11 protein-coding genes and 1 pseudogene are annotated in these 16,260 nt (G+C 64.5%); 3 read left to right on the forward strand and 9 right to left on the reverse strand.

Annotated elements, in window-relative coordinates; all coding sequences use genetic code 11:
- Window positions 1-33 precede the first annotated feature (33 nt).
- The 6 genes and pseudogenes from GV368_RS04390 to GV368_RS04415 all read right to left on the reverse strand — a co-directional run bounded on the left by GV368_RS04390 (window position 34) and on the right by GV368_RS04415 (window position 9,070).
- Window positions 34-2,030, reverse strand: a pseudogene (locus tag GV368_RS04390) (sodium:solute symporter family protein).
- An 8-nt stretch (window positions 2,031-2,038) separates the two neighbouring features.
- Window positions 2,039-4,198, reverse strand: a complete 2,160-nt coding sequence (locus GV368_RS04395) for a 3'-5' exonuclease (protein ID WP_169115630.1) — start codon at window positions 4,196-4,198, stop codon at window positions 2,039-2,041.
- On the reverse strand, window positions 4,198-4,575 hold the full coding sequence (locus GV368_RS04400; protein ID WP_142803510.1) for a response regulator transcription factor: 378 nt from the start codon (window positions 4,573-4,575) through the stop codon (window positions 4,198-4,200). Before GV368_RS04400 ends, GV368_RS04395 begins: the two co-directional genes overlap by 1 nt.
- On the reverse strand, window positions 4,547-7,345 hold the full coding sequence (locus GV368_RS04405) for an ATP-binding protein (protein WP_169115631.1): 2,799 nt from the start codon (window positions 7,343-7,345) through the stop codon (window positions 4,547-4,549). Before GV368_RS04405 ends, GV368_RS04400 begins: the two co-directional genes overlap by 29 nt.
- The gene (locus GV368_RS04410) at window positions 7,332-7,532 is read right to left on the reverse strand and encodes a hypothetical protein (RefSeq protein WP_169115632.1); all 201 of its coding nucleotides are present in this window, start codon (window positions 7,530-7,532) and stop codon (window positions 7,332-7,334) included. The genes GV368_RS04405 and GV368_RS04410 overlap by 14 nt, the downstream gene beginning before the upstream one ends.
- 101 nt (window positions 7,533-7,633) lie before the next feature.
- Window positions 7,634-9,070 carry a beta-barrel assembly-enhancing protease gene (locus GV368_RS04415; protein ID WP_169115633.1) on the reverse strand — a complete coding sequence of 479 codons (1,437 nt, stop codon included), beginning with the start codon at window positions 9,068-9,070 and terminating at the stop codon, window positions 7,634-7,636.
- A gap of 311 nt (window positions 9,071-9,381) precedes the next feature.
- Between GV368_RS04415 and yajC the strand changes: the two genes are divergently transcribed.
- Genes yajC through secF form a run of 3 tightly spaced genes read left to right on the forward strand, consistent with a single transcriptional unit; the run spans window position 9,382 to window position 12,510 of the window.
- Window positions 9,382-9,708, forward strand: a complete 327-nt coding sequence (gene yajC, locus GV368_RS04420; protein ID WP_142803514.1) for a preprotein translocase subunit YajC — start codon at window positions 9,382-9,384, stop codon at window positions 9,706-9,708.
- A 15-nt stretch (window positions 9,709-9,723) separates the two neighbouring features.
- Window positions 9,724-11,562, forward strand: coding sequence for a protein translocase subunit SecD (gene secD, locus GV368_RS04425; RefSeq protein ID WP_169115634.1), 1,839 nt, complete (start codon window positions 9,724-9,726; stop codon window positions 11,560-11,562).
- Between the two features lie 12 nt (window positions 11,563-11,574).
- Window positions 11,575-12,510, forward strand: a complete 936-nt coding sequence (gene secF, locus GV368_RS04430) for a protein translocase subunit SecF (protein ID WP_169115635.1) — start codon at window positions 11,575-11,577, stop codon at window positions 12,508-12,510.
- A 66-nt stretch (window positions 12,511-12,576) separates the two neighbouring features.
- Here the strand turns inward: secF and GV368_RS04435 are convergent, their stop codons facing one another.
- The 3 genes from GV368_RS04435 to argJ all read right to left on the reverse strand — a co-directional run bounded on the left by GV368_RS04435 (window position 12,577) and on the right by argJ (window position 16,246).
- Window positions 12,577-13,404 carry a ferredoxin--NADP reductase gene (locus GV368_RS04435; protein WP_142808670.1) on the reverse strand — a complete coding sequence of 276 codons (828 nt, stop codon included), beginning with the start codon at window positions 13,402-13,404 and terminating at the stop codon, window positions 12,577-12,579.
- A gap of 213 nt (window positions 13,405-13,617) precedes the next feature.
- The gene (gene purB, locus GV368_RS04440) at window positions 13,618-14,988 is read right to left on the reverse strand and encodes an adenylosuccinate lyase (RefSeq protein ID WP_169115636.1); all 1,371 of its coding nucleotides are present in this window, start codon (window positions 14,986-14,988) and stop codon (window positions 13,618-13,620) included.
- Window positions 14,989-15,001: 13 nt separating this feature from the next.
- Window positions 15,002-16,246: a bifunctional glutamate N-acetyltransferase/amino-acid acetyltransferase ArgJ gene (gene argJ, locus GV368_RS04445; protein WP_169115637.1), complete on the reverse strand. Its 1,245-nt coding sequence runs from the start codon at window positions 16,244-16,246 to the stop codon at window positions 15,002-15,004.
- Between the last annotated feature and the right edge of the window lie 14 nt (window positions 16,247-16,260).

Below are 16,260 nucleotides of genomic sequence, written 5' to 3' on the forward strand. Positions count from 1 at the left end.
CCGGTTAGTTTAGCCGAAAAGGGCGATCCCGGCTCAAGAAGGACGCTTGAGGAAATCGACCAACTCCTGTTTCCCCTGCTCTGGTTCCGGCCCGACCAGGCTCACCACGACGTGTGCTGCCAAGCCCGCGAGCACACCGAAGATACCGCAGGCCACCGGTTGGATGCCGAAGAGCTGCAGGTCGGGTCTGCCGCCGAAAGACTCGTGCGTCAGGAAGTAGTAGCCGAGACTTGCCATCAGCCCGTCACCATCGCCGCCAGGGCTCCGGCAGGAGCCGCCCGGCGCCAGAAGATGCCCAGGATCAGGGTCGGGAAGAGGAGCGAGGCGGCGAGCGAAAACGCCAAGCCCACGAGCAGCAGGATGCTATCGAAGCGCAGCATCGCCACCCAGGCGGCGATCACGGCCACGGACAGCAACAGCATCTTATTGACGATGAGGAGGCGCTGCGTGCTCGCCTCGGGCGCAAAGCGGCGGTAGTAGAGGTCGTGCCCCAGGGCGTTGGAGATGGTCAACAGCAGCCCGTCGGCGGTGGAAAGCGCCGCCGCCAGCCCGCCGGCCGCCACCAGGCCGACGAAGAAAGCGGGCAAACCGCCCATTTCCGGCAATGCCAGAACGATGCCATCGGGATTGAGTACGAGCTCGGCCAGCTGCAGTATCCCATCGCCGTTGATGTCCTCGAAGGCGACCAGACCGACGCGATACCAAGACACGAGCCAAGCCGGCAGCTCGTCGAAAGAGCGGCCGACCACGTGCTGCAGCACCTCGATTTTGGCGAACATGGCATAGATCGGCGCCGCCAAATAGAGGAGCGCCACGAAGAAGAGCGTCCAGGCGGTCGACTTACGCGCCTCCGATACGGTGGGCGTGGTGTAGTAGCGCATCAGGATGTGCGGCAGCGCTGCGGTCCCACACATCAGAACGAAGAGCAAGGCGAGGAAATTGATCCGGGCGTTTTGTCGCTCCTGCGGCGTATCCCCGTACCAGGCGTGGCTGAAGTCGCGCGGTGATCGGGCCTGAGCGAGCGCCGCATCGCGCAACCGCCGCCAATGGCCGCGCGCCTCCTCTGGCGTCGACGGCAAGGACTGGCGTTGGTGCTCCAGACGATAGATGGCGCGCGGATCCCCTTCCTCTTGACGCAGCCGGGCGAGCTCACGCTCGAGGATCTCGCGCTCGTGCAAGAGCGATGCGGGCAAATCGTCGATCTTGCGCTGGTATTGCTCGGCCCGTGCCCGGTAGAGCGATCGGGCGAGTTGTTCATCGGGGTCATCGCGCCGCTCGGACACGCCGTGCGCCACCGTCTGGACCATTTTACCCATGACCAGATGGGGCAAGGGTACTTCGAAGCGTTCGATCGACAGCACCACAATCGGCGCGAGATACGCGACGATGAGGATCAGATACTGCGACACCTGCGTCCAAGTCACCGCGCGCATGCCACCGAGAAAGGAGCAAACGAGGATGCCGGCCATGCCGATGAGCACACCGAGCCCGAAATCCACCCCGACGAAGCGGCTGGCGATGAGCCCCACGCCATAGATCTGCGCCACCAGATAGACGAAAGAAGCGAGCACCACCGCCACGACCCCAGCCAATGCCACGGGCCCGTTGTATCGCGCTTCGAGGAACTCGGGGATGGTAAAACGACCGAACTTGCGCAGATAAGGACCGAGCAAGAGGGCGACGAGCACGAACCCGCCGGTCCAGCCGGTGACGTAAGCCAACCCCTCGAACCCCTGATGATAGATGATCCCTGCCAAGCCGATGAAGGAAGCCGCGCTCACCCAATCGGCGGCGGTTGCCATGCCATTGGCAATGCCCGGCACTCCTCGCCCGGCGACGTAGAATTCGAGCAGGTCGGAGGTGCGCGCCAGCATCCCCACGCCGGCATAAAGGGCGATGGTGGCGAAGAGGAAAGTGAATCCGATGGCGCGCGCCGACATGCCAAAGGATTCGCCCAGCGCCAGCACCACGCAAAAGAGGGCGAACCCGATGAAATAGAAGAAATAGAATCGCCCCGCGGAAGGATTCATCGCTCCGCTCAATAACGCAGCCGGGCATAATAGGTCTGCTGCGACGCCTCACGTGCCTGGCGCAACGTGACCACGCCCTTCTCGGCGAGCAGCGGGATCATCTTGAGGAAGATCTCTGCCGTCACCAGCGCATCGCCCAAGGCCGTGTGTCGCCCCAGGACACGCACACCGAAATAGTGCGCCAGCGCTTCCAGCGAATGCTCCTGATTCGGCAAAAGGAAGGCCGCCAAGAGCAGCGTGTCGAGCACGGGCTGATCGAAGCGCACGCCGAGTTTTTCCTCCTTGAGCTGAAGGAATCGCATGTCGAAGGCGGCGTTGTGCGCCACGAGCACGGTATCCTGCGCGAAGCGATGGAAAGCCGGCAACACTTCCTCGATCGTCGGCTGCCCCTCCAGCATCTCCGGCGTGATGTGATGCACGGCGATGGAGGCCGGATCGAGAGGGCGACGCGGATCGATGAGCTGCTCGAAAGATTCGTGTTTGAGCAGGCGACCATTGACGATGCGGGTAGCGCCGATCTGGATGATCTCGTCGCCACCGCTCGGATCGAGCCCGGTGGTCTCGGTGTCGAACACGGTGTAACTCAGCTCGGCCAGTGACCTGTCCTCGAGCGCGGTCGCCTTGTCCGACCAGGCGAAAAGGTCGAAATCATAGAATTCTGGCCGTCCCTCCTCCAGCGCCGGCACGGCGGGCGTAGCCGATGGCGGGAGGCGAACGGACTGCTTGCGCGGCAGCGCCAGGCGCACGAAGGCACGATGGCGCGCTTTCTCCCGGTCGAACCACATGGCGGCTCCGTGACGATCGAGCACGTCACGCAAGGTGAGTGGCGAACGCGTTCCACCCAAGCCCAGAGGTTCCAGTTCCCAGCCGGTCACGATCTCGTTGCTGAGGCTGCCGCCCGACCACACCAGGTCGAGATAGACGAGCCGATCGTCGCCGGAAAGACGCAGTCGTAACATGGGCACGCCGTAGTCCTCGACGAGACGACCAGCGAGAAAAGCGAGTGCCTGCAGCAACGAGAAATGATCGGCCTCGAACCACAGCTCCTCGTCGAGGATCTCGAGCTCGAGGACGACGTCGAGGCGGCGCTTCAGGTAGGCCGCTGCCGCGTGCAGGAGATCCGCCCCGCGCATCGGTTCGAGTGGCCAACGAGCGCGCAGCGCGTCGGCAAAAGCCCGCGAAGCCACGTCGAGGCGCGTGCTCACCGCCTCGACTTCACGGGCGATCACGGCGCGGAAGCGTGCGCGCATCGCCTCGTCCACGTCGGGCAAGTGCAGCATCTCGGCAGCGAGACGGATGTTGGCGATGGCCGCCCGGTTGCCCTCGGTGAGCTCGAAGAGCAGCTCGTTGCGTGAAGCCTCGCGCTCGATCTGGTCGGTGACGTCTTCGAGCATGAGCACATAGCCGCTGATCTGCTCTTTCGCCGCCTCCCCGGCGATCGGTGAGACACGCACCCGGACGAGCGCGCCGGCTGGCGTTGCCGTCACCACCTGCATACTCGGACGAACTTCTCCTTGCTCGAGCATGACTTCGAGGGACTCGAAGACGTGCGCCACCAGATCGGGATCGAGCAGGGCATGGATCGAGCGCCCCAGGCCGATCCAGCCACTCGCAGCCACCGTGGCAGAATCGCCGAAGGACTGCGCCAGCCGGCGCGCCGCCTCGTTGTAGAGCAAAATCCGCCCTTCGGCGTTGCATACGATCACCGCCTCGGCCAATTGGGCCATCAACGCAGCCAAACGGTTGCGCTCTTCTTCGACGGCATGACGCGCCTCGCGCACTCGCGTGTCGAGCTCGGCGAGCAGGCGATCGCGCTCGTCGGCGAGCCGGTTGATCGCCTGGGCGAGCGTCACCACCTCGCGCGGTCCCTCCTCCGGCACGCGAAAACCCGGATTGGCCCGGCGCAGCACGTCCAGTCCCTCGGCCATGCGCAACAGCCCCTGGACGTAATGGCGAAAGAGGCGCGCGAGTAAGGCGATACCCAAGGCAAATCCCGCCACGGTGGTCACCCCGCCGAGCGGCAACCAGCGCTCGGCGAGAGCACGCAAGGCATCGCGCGCCTCCTCGGAGGCGTCGGCCCACACCATCGCGCCGGTGAGCAGGAAAGGTCCCGTCATCAAGGCGGCCAGCACCACCACCGCCAGCGCGAAGCGCCAGCGCGCCCCCATCAGACCGTCCCTGGCGCGAGCAACCGCTCTACGTGCTCGAGCAGTTCCTTGGTGGAAAAAGGCTTGGTGAGATAATCGTCCGCGCCCTGGGCGAGCCCCTTGGCGCGATCGATGTCCCGGCCCTTGGCCGTGAGGAGCACGATCTTGCACGCCTCGTGGCGCGGATCCTGACGCAGCAAGCGGCACACCTCGTAGCCATCCTTCTTCGGCATCATCACGTCGAGCAAGATGAGATCGGGGGCGAAACGCTCGGCTTGGGCCAAGGCCTCATCGCCATCATGCGCCACGGCTACGTCATAACCGGCCCGTTGCAGCAGAAATTCGAGCGAGATGAGGATGTTCTCCTCGTCATCGACCACTAGGATTTTCTTCGTCATCGTGTCCCCCACCTTCGTTGCCGGGTTCGAGCCGTTCGGCGATCGGCACCGTGAAAGTGAATCGCGCCCCCTCACCGGGCAACGATTCGACCCAGATCCGTCCGCCCAGATGTTCGACGATCCGCTTGCAGATCGCCAACCCCAACCCCGTACCTGGCGGTTTTGCCAAACCACCCGTCGCCTGGCGAAAACGCTCGAACACGTGGGGCATGAACTCGGGCGGAATTCCCGGGCCATTGTCGGCCACCTGCACGGCGACTTCCCCCGCCGCCTGTCGCCCTACCCGTATCGTGATTATACCCGCGCCCGCCGGTACGAATTTCAACGCGTTGTTGAGCAAATTGAGGATCACCTGCACGACCCGATCGCGATCCGCCCATACCGCCGGCAATCCCGGCTCGATCGACACCTCGAGGCGCGCCTGCTTCTCCTGCGCCAGCGGCACGATCGCCTCGATCGCCTCCTGGACCAAGTCCCGCATCTCGAGCGCTTCGGGCTGCCACTCGCCGTGACCGGATTCCAGCTTGGCCAGATCGAGCACCTGATTGACCAGTCGCGTCAGCCGCTCACATTCGCGCACGATGATGCGGTAGAAACGCAGACGATCCTCGCGCGGCAAATCGGGATCGTCGGCCAGGATCTCGGCCAGGGCCCGGATCGACGTCAGAGGCGTGCGCAATTCGTGCGTCACGGCCGAGATGAATTCATCCTTGAGGCGATCGAGCTCGGTGAGTTTCTCGTTGGCCTCCTGGAGCCGACGCGTCGCCTCCTCGAGCGCCCGCGATTTCTCTTCCAACATGCGAGAATAGGTGCGGATCTGGTTGGCCTCGTCGAGCACGTGCATCACGTCGTCGAAGCTGGGGGTCGCCTCTTCGAGCAAGGTCTCGAGCACCAGGCGCGCCGCCGCGCCGCCGATCGCCCCTGCCAGCATCGTCTCGGCGAAACGCACGAACGCGGCATCGACCTCCAGCGCCTCGACCGCGGCGAAACCACGCTCACGGGCATACCCCAGGAGTAGCTCGCGGGTTCTCTCCTCGCCCAGAAAGCGCGCCATCACCTGGGCCACCGCCGGCACCCCGACTCGACCGCGCCACACGCCGCCGGCTCCGGCACTGGACTCGACCCGCACGAACCGCCTCGCCCCCTGGGCTTCCGCCCCGTGCGGGGGAAAGACGAGGGACAAAAGCACGTAGACCAGGGTATTGAGCCCCAGACTCCAGACGACGCTCGCGGTGAGCGGCGCCATCCCCTCGACCCCGAAGAGGCGCTCCGGTTGCAGCCACACCATCCCCCATGGTCCCGTTTCGAGCCAATGCGCCTCGAACCAACCGGATTTGGCAAGCGATGGCAGCATCAGGGTATAGCCCCATACCAGCACACCGACTGCGATTCCCGCAGCAGCGCCCGTGCGCGACCCACCGGACCAGAACAAGCCCCCGAGCGCTGCCGGCGCGAGCTGAGCCACCGCCGCAAAGCTGATGAGACCGATCGATACCAAGGCGAACGACTCCCCCGTGAGCCGGTAGTACCCGTAGCCGCATGCAAGCACGGCGGCGATCACCACACGGCGCACCCAAAGCAGGGTCCCGGCGATTTCCGCATGCCCCAATTCCGCCACCTGACGGCGGCGTACCCACCACGGCGCCACCCAATCGTTGCACACCATGGTCGCCACCGCCACGCTCTCGACGATCACCATACTGGTGGCCGCCGAAATCCCCCCGAGGAACACGAGCAGCGCCAGCAACGACTGCCCCTGGGCGAGCGGCAGCGCCAGCACGTAGGTATCTGGATCGAGAGAAACGTCAGCGAAGAAAAGCTGCCCTGCCAGGGCCACCGGCAGCACGAACAGATTGATCAGCAAGAGGTAGGCGGGAAACTGCCAGGCTGCCCGATCCACGTGCCCCACCCGCACGTTCTCCACCACCATCACCTGAAACTGGCGAGGCAGCAAGAGGAAAGCGAGCCCGGAGAGCAGGATCATGACCGCCCAGTCGCCATAATGCAGGCCGTCGACGGCATCGAGCGGCGCAATCGCCGTACCGAATCTCGCCTGCGCCGCCTCCATGATCTCCCCCGGACCGGGGAAGACGACGAAAGTAACCCAGGCGCCGAGCAGGAGGAAAGCCGCCAACTTGACCACCGACTCGAAAGCGATCGCGGCCACCAGACCTTCGTGCCGCTCGGTCACGTCGAGATGCCGCGTCCCGAAGAGCGCGGCGAAGATCACGAGCACCACCGCAACCCATAGGCTGCGATCGCTCCACCATCCGGCCGCCGTGGCTTCTGGTACCCCCGTGAGCACGTCGAACGCGAACGCGATCGCCTTGAGCTGCAAGGCCACGTACGGCACCACGCCCACGAAGACGAACAGCGAGACGAAACGCCCCAGCCCTGCCGCCCGGCCGTAGCGCGTCGCGATGAAATCGGACACGGAGGTGATGCGCCACTCCTTGGCCACGCGCACCATGCGGCGCACCAAGACCGGGGCGAGCAGCATCACCAGCGTCGGCCCCAGATAGATGGGCAAGAACCACAAGCCACCGCTCGCCGCCCGACCGACGCTGCCAAAATACGTCCAGGCAGTACAATAGACCGCGATCGAGAGCGCATAGACCCAACCGGCGTCGGTGAGGGAACGCCCGAGCCGGGCTTGCCGATCGGCACGGTAGGCGACCGCGAAGAGCAAGGAGAGATAGCCGAAGGCGACGATGGCCGCGAGCCACGCAGGCAAAGGCTGCCAGGAAAACACCCCCTCAGCGCTCGGCATCGTCGCGCTCCGCGCCACGATAGAGGAAGAATGCCAGGCCCACCGATCCCGCCCACACGAGGAAGACGTAGACCGCCTGAGCCGTGCCGCCCAGTACGTCGGCCACCGCCGCCGCCACCGGATAGCACCACAGCACCGCCACGATCACCGTCCACACGACGGACCAGGTACGTCGATCGCGAACCATACCACCCTCCTCTTGGTACGTTGCGGCCGCCCCCAGGAGGGTAGACGCCGGCTGCGAGCCCGCGCGCGTGCCGGCAAACCCGCGGCGGTTTCCCCCAACACTCAGCGTGTCAGGCGTTTGCGCTGACGCACTTCGTCCTTGAGCATCCGGATCTTCGCGTCCAGTTCTGCCTCCCAAAAATAATCGCCTCGCCGGGCGCGACGCGCCTGCTCGAACTGATCGATGGCCGCCTCTAGCCGATCATCGAGCACGAAACTCTCCCCCTGGGCCCGATGCACCCAGGCTTCGTCCCCCTTGGCCGCAGCCACCTTGCCCAGCGCCTGCCAATAGCGACGCTCGCCCTTGTCGCGGTCGACGGCTTCGCGCGCGAGCTGCTCGGCCCGCTCCACCTGCCCCAGGCGTAGCGCCACGTCGATCGCATACAGGCGCGGCGCCGCCGCCTCGGGGGCTCGTTGCATCGCCCGCTCGAGCTTCGCCAGGGCATCCGGCAGACGCCCCTCGGCGGTGAGCACCTCCGCTTCCAGCAGATCACGCCAATGCTCGTCGGGCCACCCCTTGGCGTATTGATCGAAAGTCGCGCGGGCGCGTTTGACGTCGTTGGCGCGCAAAGCCGCACGCACCCTGGCCATCTGCCGGTCGATACCCGTCGCGCTGCCATCGAACGCTCGGGCCACGGCCTCGGAAGGGGTACCGTTCATCGCCATGAGCTTGGCCCGCGCCGCCGAAAAGCCGAGCGAATCAAGCCGTGGGCGCAGGGAATACTTGAAAGTCGGCGAGGAGATGCGGTTCTCCAGATCCGAGATCCGATCGGTCGTCAGCGGGTGCGTGCGCATGTATACCGGCGCGTTGTTCTCGTAGAGGCGGCTTTCGCGCAGCAACCGCCCAAAGAAGCGCGGCGCAGCGCTCGGGTCGAATCCCGCCTTGGCGAGAATGTCGAGACCCGTTCGGTCGGCATCGTGTTCGAATGCTCGAGAAAAACTCAACTGTTGCTGCACGGCGAATGCCTGACCGCCGACCGCGGCGGCTTCGGCCACTTGCGAGCCACCAGTCCTCGCCGCGAGGATCGCCACCAGCATCGACCCCAACATCACCATGTTGCTCGTCTTCTGCTGGTCGATGAGCTGCGCGATGTGCCGATGGATCACGTGCCCCATCTCGTGCGCGAGCACCGCCGCGAGCTCCGATTCACTTTCGGCAGTGAGAATCAAGCCGCTGTGCACCCCGATATAGCCACCCGGCATCGCGAAAGCATTGATCGTGTTGTCGCGCAGCACGAAAAACCTGTAGCGGCGAAAGGGCTGGTCGGAAGCCTCGGTCAGCCGACGCCCAATCGCGGCCAGATAATCCTCCAGCTCCGGATCGTCGAGATAATTGGGCTCCCGCTCGCGTATCTGTACCATCACCATCCGGCCGATGGCCTCCTCTTCCTGCGTACTGAATGCATCGGTGGCCACCGCACCGAGATCGGGCAGCCGATAAGCCCAACCCTGGCCGACGAAGGCGAGGAGGGAAAGGAAGAGGAAAAGTCGATGCCACATGCTGCCTATGATAGCCAAAAAACCAGAGGGTTTCGCTCGATCGTCGCTACGACAGGGAACGACGTCACGAGAATCCAGCGCCCAGGATTCCAGGGCAAGGCGTACGGCGCTACGAAACGCAACGAATGGACCCATCCGGTCGGCAAGCGTGCCCACCTCCTCGAGAGGGCGCAGCCATGCAACAGCGCCCTGGGGCATCCTGGGAGCCCAAAGCACCACGCCATCACATGCCACTCAAAAGGCATATAGGGTGATTATCCCACCCATAGTGGTAGAATTTTTCTTTTCTACTCACTCCCGAGGAGTTTTCCATGTTCATCAGCAATGCCTTCGCCCAAGGCGCCCCGGCTTCCGATCCGACGGGTGGCTTGATGCAGCTGTTACCCATCATCCTGATGTTCGTCGTGCTCTGGTTCCTGATGGTGCGGCCGCAGATGAAGCGCGCCAAGGAGCACAAAGCCATGATCCAGTCCCTCTCGAAGGGCGACGAGGTGGTCACCCAGGGAGGCATTGCCGGTCGCATCACGGAAATAGACAACGACTTCGTTCGCGTCGAGATCGCCAAGGGGGTGGAAGTGACGGTGCAAAAACCGACCATCGCCGCCGTTTTACCCAAGGGTACACTGAAGAACTTCTGAAGCGCGCCCCCGCCCATGAACCGCTACCCTCTGTGGAAGAACCTGCTGATCGCCTTCGTGCTGCTGCTGGGGGCGATTTACGCCGCACCCAACCTCTTCGGCGAGATCCCTGCCGTGCAAATCACCCCGGCACGTGCCGGTGCGCCGTTCGACCCCTACGCGCTCGCCGCCCGGTTGGAGCCGAAACTGGGTGAAGCAGGGCTCGCCCACCAAGGATTCCTCTACGATCCTGGCGCGCTGCGGATTCGTTTCGCCGACACCGAGACCCAGATCCAGGCCAAAGACCTGATCGAATCCGAGCTCAACCCCGATCCGGCAAAGCCCGAGGTGATCGTCGCGCTCAACCTCCTTCCCGGTACCCCCGAGTGGCTTGCACGCCTGGGCGCCAAGCCGATGTATCTCGGCCTCGACCTGAGAGGAGGCGTGCACTTCCTGCTCGAAGTCGACATGGAAGGCGCCGTGACCAAGCGGCTCGACGCCATCGCCGCCGATCTGCGCTCGCTCATGCGCTCAGAGCGGGTGCGGCACCAGGGCATCTCCCGCAGTGGCAAGCTGATCGAGGCGCGTTTCGCCGATGAGCCCTCCGCCGAGGCGGCGCGGCGCATCATCACCAGGAACATGCCGGATCTCGTCGTGGACATTCTGCCTCAGGGCGAGGCGGTACGCTTGGTGGCCCGGCTGACTCCCGCGGCCGAACAAACCATCCGCGAGTACGCGCTCAAGCAAAACATCACGACGCTGCACAACCGCATCAACGAGCTGGGCGTCGCCGAGCCGGTGATCCAGCAACAAGGGGCGGAGCGCATCGTCGTGCAACTACCCGGCGTGCAGGACGTGGCCAAGGCCAAGGACATCCTCGGCCGCACGGCCACCTTGGAAGTGCGGCTGGTCGATGACACCCCGGGGGCACTCGAAGAGGCGCTCGCTGGCCGCATCCCCCCAGGCACCGAGCTCCTCTACGAACGTAACGGTCGCCCCATCCTGGTCAAGAAAGACGTCGTCCTCACGGGCGAGCGGCTCACCGACGCCCAGCCTGGCTTCGACGGACAGACGGGCGAGCCGGCCGTGCATTTGACTCTGGATTCGGCTGGATCGCGCATCTTCCGCGACGTCACGCGCGAGAACGTCGGCAAGCGCATGGCGATCCTGCTCATCGAACGGGGACAGGCCGAAGTCGTCACCGCCCCGGTGATCCGCACCGAGATCAGCGGTGGCAGAGTACAGATCTCTGGAGCGATGACGGTGGAAGAAGCGCGTGACATCGCGCTGCTGCTACGCGCCGGCAGTCTGGCCGCGCCGATGCGCATCGTCGAGGAGCGTACCGTCGGCCCCAGCCTCGGCAAAGAAAACATCGAACGCGGCGTCACGGCCACGCTCTGGGGTTTCGTCATCATCGCCGTTTTCATCATCAGCTACTACCAGCTCATCGGTTTTTATTCGGTCGTGGCACTGGCGGCCAACCTGATGCTCCTCGTGGCGCTCCTGTCGCTGCTGCAAGCCACCCTCACTCTGCCCGGCATCGCAGCGATGGCGCTCACCCTGGGCATGGCTATCGACGCGAACGTGCTCATCAACGAGCGCATTCGTGAGGAGTTGCGCGCCGGCGTATCCCCTCAGATGGCCATCGCAACGGGCTACGAACGCGCATTTGCCACCATCCTCGACTCGAACGTGACCACGCTCATCGCCGGATTGGCCCTCCTGGTCTTCGGTTCCGGTCCCGTGCGCGGTTTCGCCGTGGTGCATTGTCTCGGCATCCTCTCGTCGATGTTCTCGGCCATCCTCGTGTCGCGCATGCTGGTCAACTTCACCTACGGCGGCAAGAAACGCATCGCCCATCTCTCGATCGGCTAAACGGAGAGCGCAATGGAATGGTTCCGTCCGCGGCAAGACATCCCCTTCATGCGGCATGCCCTGTGGTTCAACGCCGTGTCCGTCGTCACGTTCATGGCCGCCGTGCTCTTCCTCGTGCTACGCGGACTCAATCTCTCGATCGAATTCACGGGCGGCACGCTCGTCGAGGTTCGCGCAAGCCAGACCGTCTCGCCGGAAGTCGTACGAACCACCCTCGCCCAAGCAGGACTGCGCGAGGCTCAGGTGCAGAATTTCGGCTCCGCGCGCGATCTTCTCATCCGTCTCCCTCATTTGGGAGACGGTGAAAGCGCCCAGGCGAGCGAACGGGTACAGGCGCTCCTCGCTCAAGTGCCGGAAGTGGATTTCGAGGTGCGCCGCGTCGAATTCGTCGGGCCACAGGTGGGCAAGGAGCTCGCGACCAACGGTCTGATGGCGCTCGCTTTCGTCATACTGGGCATCGTCGCCTATCTGGCGATGCGTTTCGAATGGCGTTTCGCAGTATCGGCGATCGTCGCCAATCTCCACGACGTGGTCATCATCCTCGGCGTCTTCGCGGCCTTTCAGTTGGAATTCTCGCTTTCCGTACTCGCAGCGGTGCTCGCCGTGCTTGGCTACTCGGTCAACGAGACGGTCGTCATCTTCGACCGGGTCCGTGAAGTCTTCAGGAAACGCCGGGCCAAGATGGACACGCCCGCCGTGCTCGATCACGCAATCACCGCGACCATGTCGCGCACGATCATCACCCATGCCAGCACGCTGGCGATGGTGGTGACGATCCTGCTCTTCGGCGGCGAGACCTTGCGCAACTTCGCGCTCGCCCTCACCATCGGCATCGTCTTCGGCATCTATTCGTCGATTTTCGTCTCGTCGGCGCTGGTGATGTGGTTCGGCGTCAGGCGCGAAGACTTGGTGAAGCCGCCAAAGCAAAAGGAAGAAGCGGTGGTCTGACGCGCCTTTGTCAGCAAAAAGCCCCCGATCGGGGGCTTTTTCTTGCTCGATGCCGCCGTTCAGGGGTCACTGATCGACGAACGCCCGTTCGACCGCGTAATGCCCCGGCACGCCCATGCTGGGTGAGACCTGAAACCCCAGATCGTCGAGGATCTTGCTCGTGTCGGCGAGCATGCGCATGCTGCCGCACAAGAGCGCCCGGTCGGTCTCGGGATTGAGCTGGGGCATGCCGAGATCGGCGGCGAGCTTGCCGCTGGTGATGAGGTCGGTGATGCGGCCCTGGTGGATGAAGGGCTCGCGCGTCACGGTGGGGTAGTAGATGAGTTTTTCACGCACCATTTCGCCCAGAAACTCGTGCTGCGGCAGTTCCTTGGTGATGTAGTCGTAGTAGCCGAGCTCGCGCACCCAGCGCGTGCAGTGCACGAGGATCACCTTCTCGTAGCGCTCGTAGACGTCCGGATCCTTGATGATGGACATGAAAGGCGCGAGCCCCGTGCCGGTGGCGAGCAGAAAGAGGCGCTTGGCACCGGGCAGGAGGTTGTCCTGCACGAGCGTGCCGGTGGGTTTGGTGGAGACGAGCACCTCGTCACCCACCTCGAGGTGCTGCAGGCGGGAAGTGAGCGGGCCGTTGGGCACTTTGATCGAATAGAACTCGAGATGCTCTTCCCAGTTGGCGCTGGCGATCGAATAGGCGCGCAGCAGCGGCTTGCCATCGACCATCAGGCCGATCATCACGAACTGGCCATTGATGAAGCGAAAACCCGGATCGCGGGTGCAGCGGAAGCTGAACAGGGTGTCGGTCCAGTGATGCACCCAGATCACTTTCTCGACGCGGAGGTTCTTGGGCAAGGCGGGGGAAGAAGTCTGCTCGGCAACGGCACCAGTCTCTGCCATGACGGTCATGTCCTCGCGGTAGATGCAAAAAATATAATCATAGCACTGGTCTATCCACGATGCCAGACCCGGGCGCTTCGAACGACCCACTGCATGAAGGCAGGTGGTTTTCATCCGATACTCGTATGCTCGCCTACTGCCTACGAGAGAACGTGCATCCTACGCGTCGAACGCTCTACCCGGCGGCCGCGCGCCATGTTGGTTCACGCAGCCTCAAATGCGCCGGGCGAGCTCCTCGGCCTTGCCGGTGTATTGCTGCGGCACGAGTGCGAGCAGCCGCTCCTTGGCGGCTTGCGGGAGCGGCAAGCCGGCGATGAATCCACGCAGCGTTTCGGCGGTGATCGCCTTGCCGCGGGTCATTTCCTTGAGTTTCTCGTAGGGATTGGGAATGCCGTGGCGCCGCATCACGGTCTGCACCGCCTCGGCGAGCACTTCCCAAGCCTCGGCCAGATCGCGCTCGAGCGCGTGCGGATCGGCCTCGAGCTTGTCCAACCCCCGGCGCAGCGAATCGAGCGCGAGCAGCGTGTGGCCAAATGCGACACCCATGTTGCGCAGCACCGTGGAATCGGTGAGATCGCGCTGCATGCGCGACACCGGAAGTTTGTCGGAAAAATGGCGCAGCAAGGCGTTGGCGATACCGAGATTCCCCTCCGCGTTCTCGAAGTCGATGGGGTTGACCTTGTGCGGCATGGTCGAAGAACCGACTTCGCCCTCTTTGAGTTTCTGGCGGAAATATCCGTAGGAGATGTAGAGCCACAGATCGCGGCAGGCGTCGATGAGGATGGTGTTCGCCCGCGCCATGGCGTCGAAGAGTTCGGCCATCGTATCGTGCGGCTCGATCTGTATTGTATAGGGGTTGAACTCGAGCCCGAGCGATTCGATGAAACGGCGGTTGAAGGATTCCCAGTCGACCTCGGGGTAGGCGATACTGTGCGCGTTGTAGTTGCCCACGGCGCCGTTGAACTTGGCCGTGAGGCGCACGGCGGCGATGGCGGCGCGGGTGCGCTGCAGGCGCGCGGCGACGTTGGCCATCTCTTTGCCCAGGGTCGTGGGGCTCGCCGGCTGGCCGTGGGTGCGCGAGAGCATGGGCAGGGCCGCGTGTTCGTGCGCGAGTGCCCGGAAGCGTTCGATCACGGCGTCGAGCGCCGGCAGCAGCACCCGGTCGCGCCCGGCGGTGAGCATGAGCGCGTGCGCGGTGTTGTTGATGTCTTCGGAGGTGCAGGCGAAATGTACGAACTCGCGCGCCCGCTCGGCTTCGGGCAAGCCTTCGAGCCGCTCCTTGATCCAGTATTCGACGGCCTTGACGTCGTGGTTGGTGCGCGCCTCGATCGCCTTGATCGCCGCGGCATCCGACGGCTTGAATTCCTCGACGAGCAAGTCGAGCTCGCGTTGGGTGCGGGGGGAAAGTTCAGGAACTTCGCTGATGCGAGGATCGGCGGCGAGCGTCTTGAGCCATTCGATCTCGACGCGCACGCGCTCGCGCATGAAGCCGTATTCGGAGAAAATCGGGCGCAGGGCGTCGAGCTTGGTGGCGTAGCGGCCATCGAGCGGGCTCAGGGCAAGGAGGGTGGCAGGATCGGTCATCGCGGCATGTTCCTTAGCTGCGGTATTCGGCGTTGATGCGGACGTAGTCGAAGGAAAGATCGCAGGTCCAGACGGTGGCGGCGGCCTCGCCCCGGGCGAGATCGACGCGCACGGTGATTTCGGCGTGCTTCATGACGCGGGCGCCGTCTTCCTCACGGTAGGAAGATGCCCGACCGCCCCCTTCGGCCACCAGGATGGAATCGCCCTCGGCTTCGAGCCAGACGCGGATCGCCGCGGGATCGAGATCGTCGATGCCGGCGTAGCCGATGGCGGCGAGGATGCGGCCCAGGTTGGGGTCGGAAGCGAAGAAGGCGGTCTTCACCAGCGGCGAGTGGGCGATGGCGTAGGCGACCTTGCGGCATTCTTCGCGCGACGCGCCGCGCTCCACCCGCACGGTGATGAACTTGGTGGCGCCTTCGCCGTCGCGCACGATGGCCTGGGCGAGCCAGCGCGAGACTTCGATCACGGCGGCGCGCACCTTGCGGTAGTCTTCGTCGTCGCTCACCGCGAGCTCGCGCGACATGGCCGCGCCGGTGGCGATCAGCACGAAGGAGTCGTTGGTAGACGTGTCGCCATCGACGGTGATGGCGTTGAAGGATTCATCAGCCGCCTCGCGCACCAGGGCATCGAGCAAGGGTTTGGCGAGCCTGGCGTCGGTGGCCACGAACCCGAGCATGGTGGCCATGTTGGGGCGGATCATGCCGGCGCCCTTGCTGATGCCGGTGATGGTGACGACGGTTCCATCGGAGAGGCGCACTTGACGAGAGCACGCTTTGGGCACGGTATCGGTAGTCATGATCGCCTGCGCGGCCTCGGCCCAGGCGTCGGTGCGCAGGTTGGTGACGAGCGAAGCGAGTGCGGCCTCGATCTTTTCCACCGGCAGCGGCTCGAGGATGACGCCGGTGGAAAACGGCAGCACTTCCTGCGGCTCGACTCCCAGCACCTGCGATACGGCCTTGCAGGTGCGGTGCGCCGCCTCCAGCCCCTCGGCGCCGGTACCGGCGTTGGCCACCCCCGTATTGATGACGAGCGCACGGGGCGCGGCATCGCCCGTCAAATGTTCGCGGCAGACCTGCACCGGCGCAGCACAGAAGCGGTTTTGCGTGAAGACGCCGGCCACGCGACTGCCGGGCGCGAGCGAGATCACGGTGAGATCGCGCCGGCCGGTCTTGCGGATGCCTGCCTCGGCCACGCCGAGTCGCACCCCGGCGACGGGGCGAAGGTCCTTGGGATCGGGAGCAGAGAGATTGACGGCCATCGCGAGACTCCGTT

The organism is Tepidiphilus baoligensis (assembly GCF_012911495.1).
GTDB classification, from domain to species: Bacteria; Pseudomonadota; Gammaproteobacteria; order Burkholderiales; family Rhodocyclaceae; genus Tepidiphilus; species Tepidiphilus olei.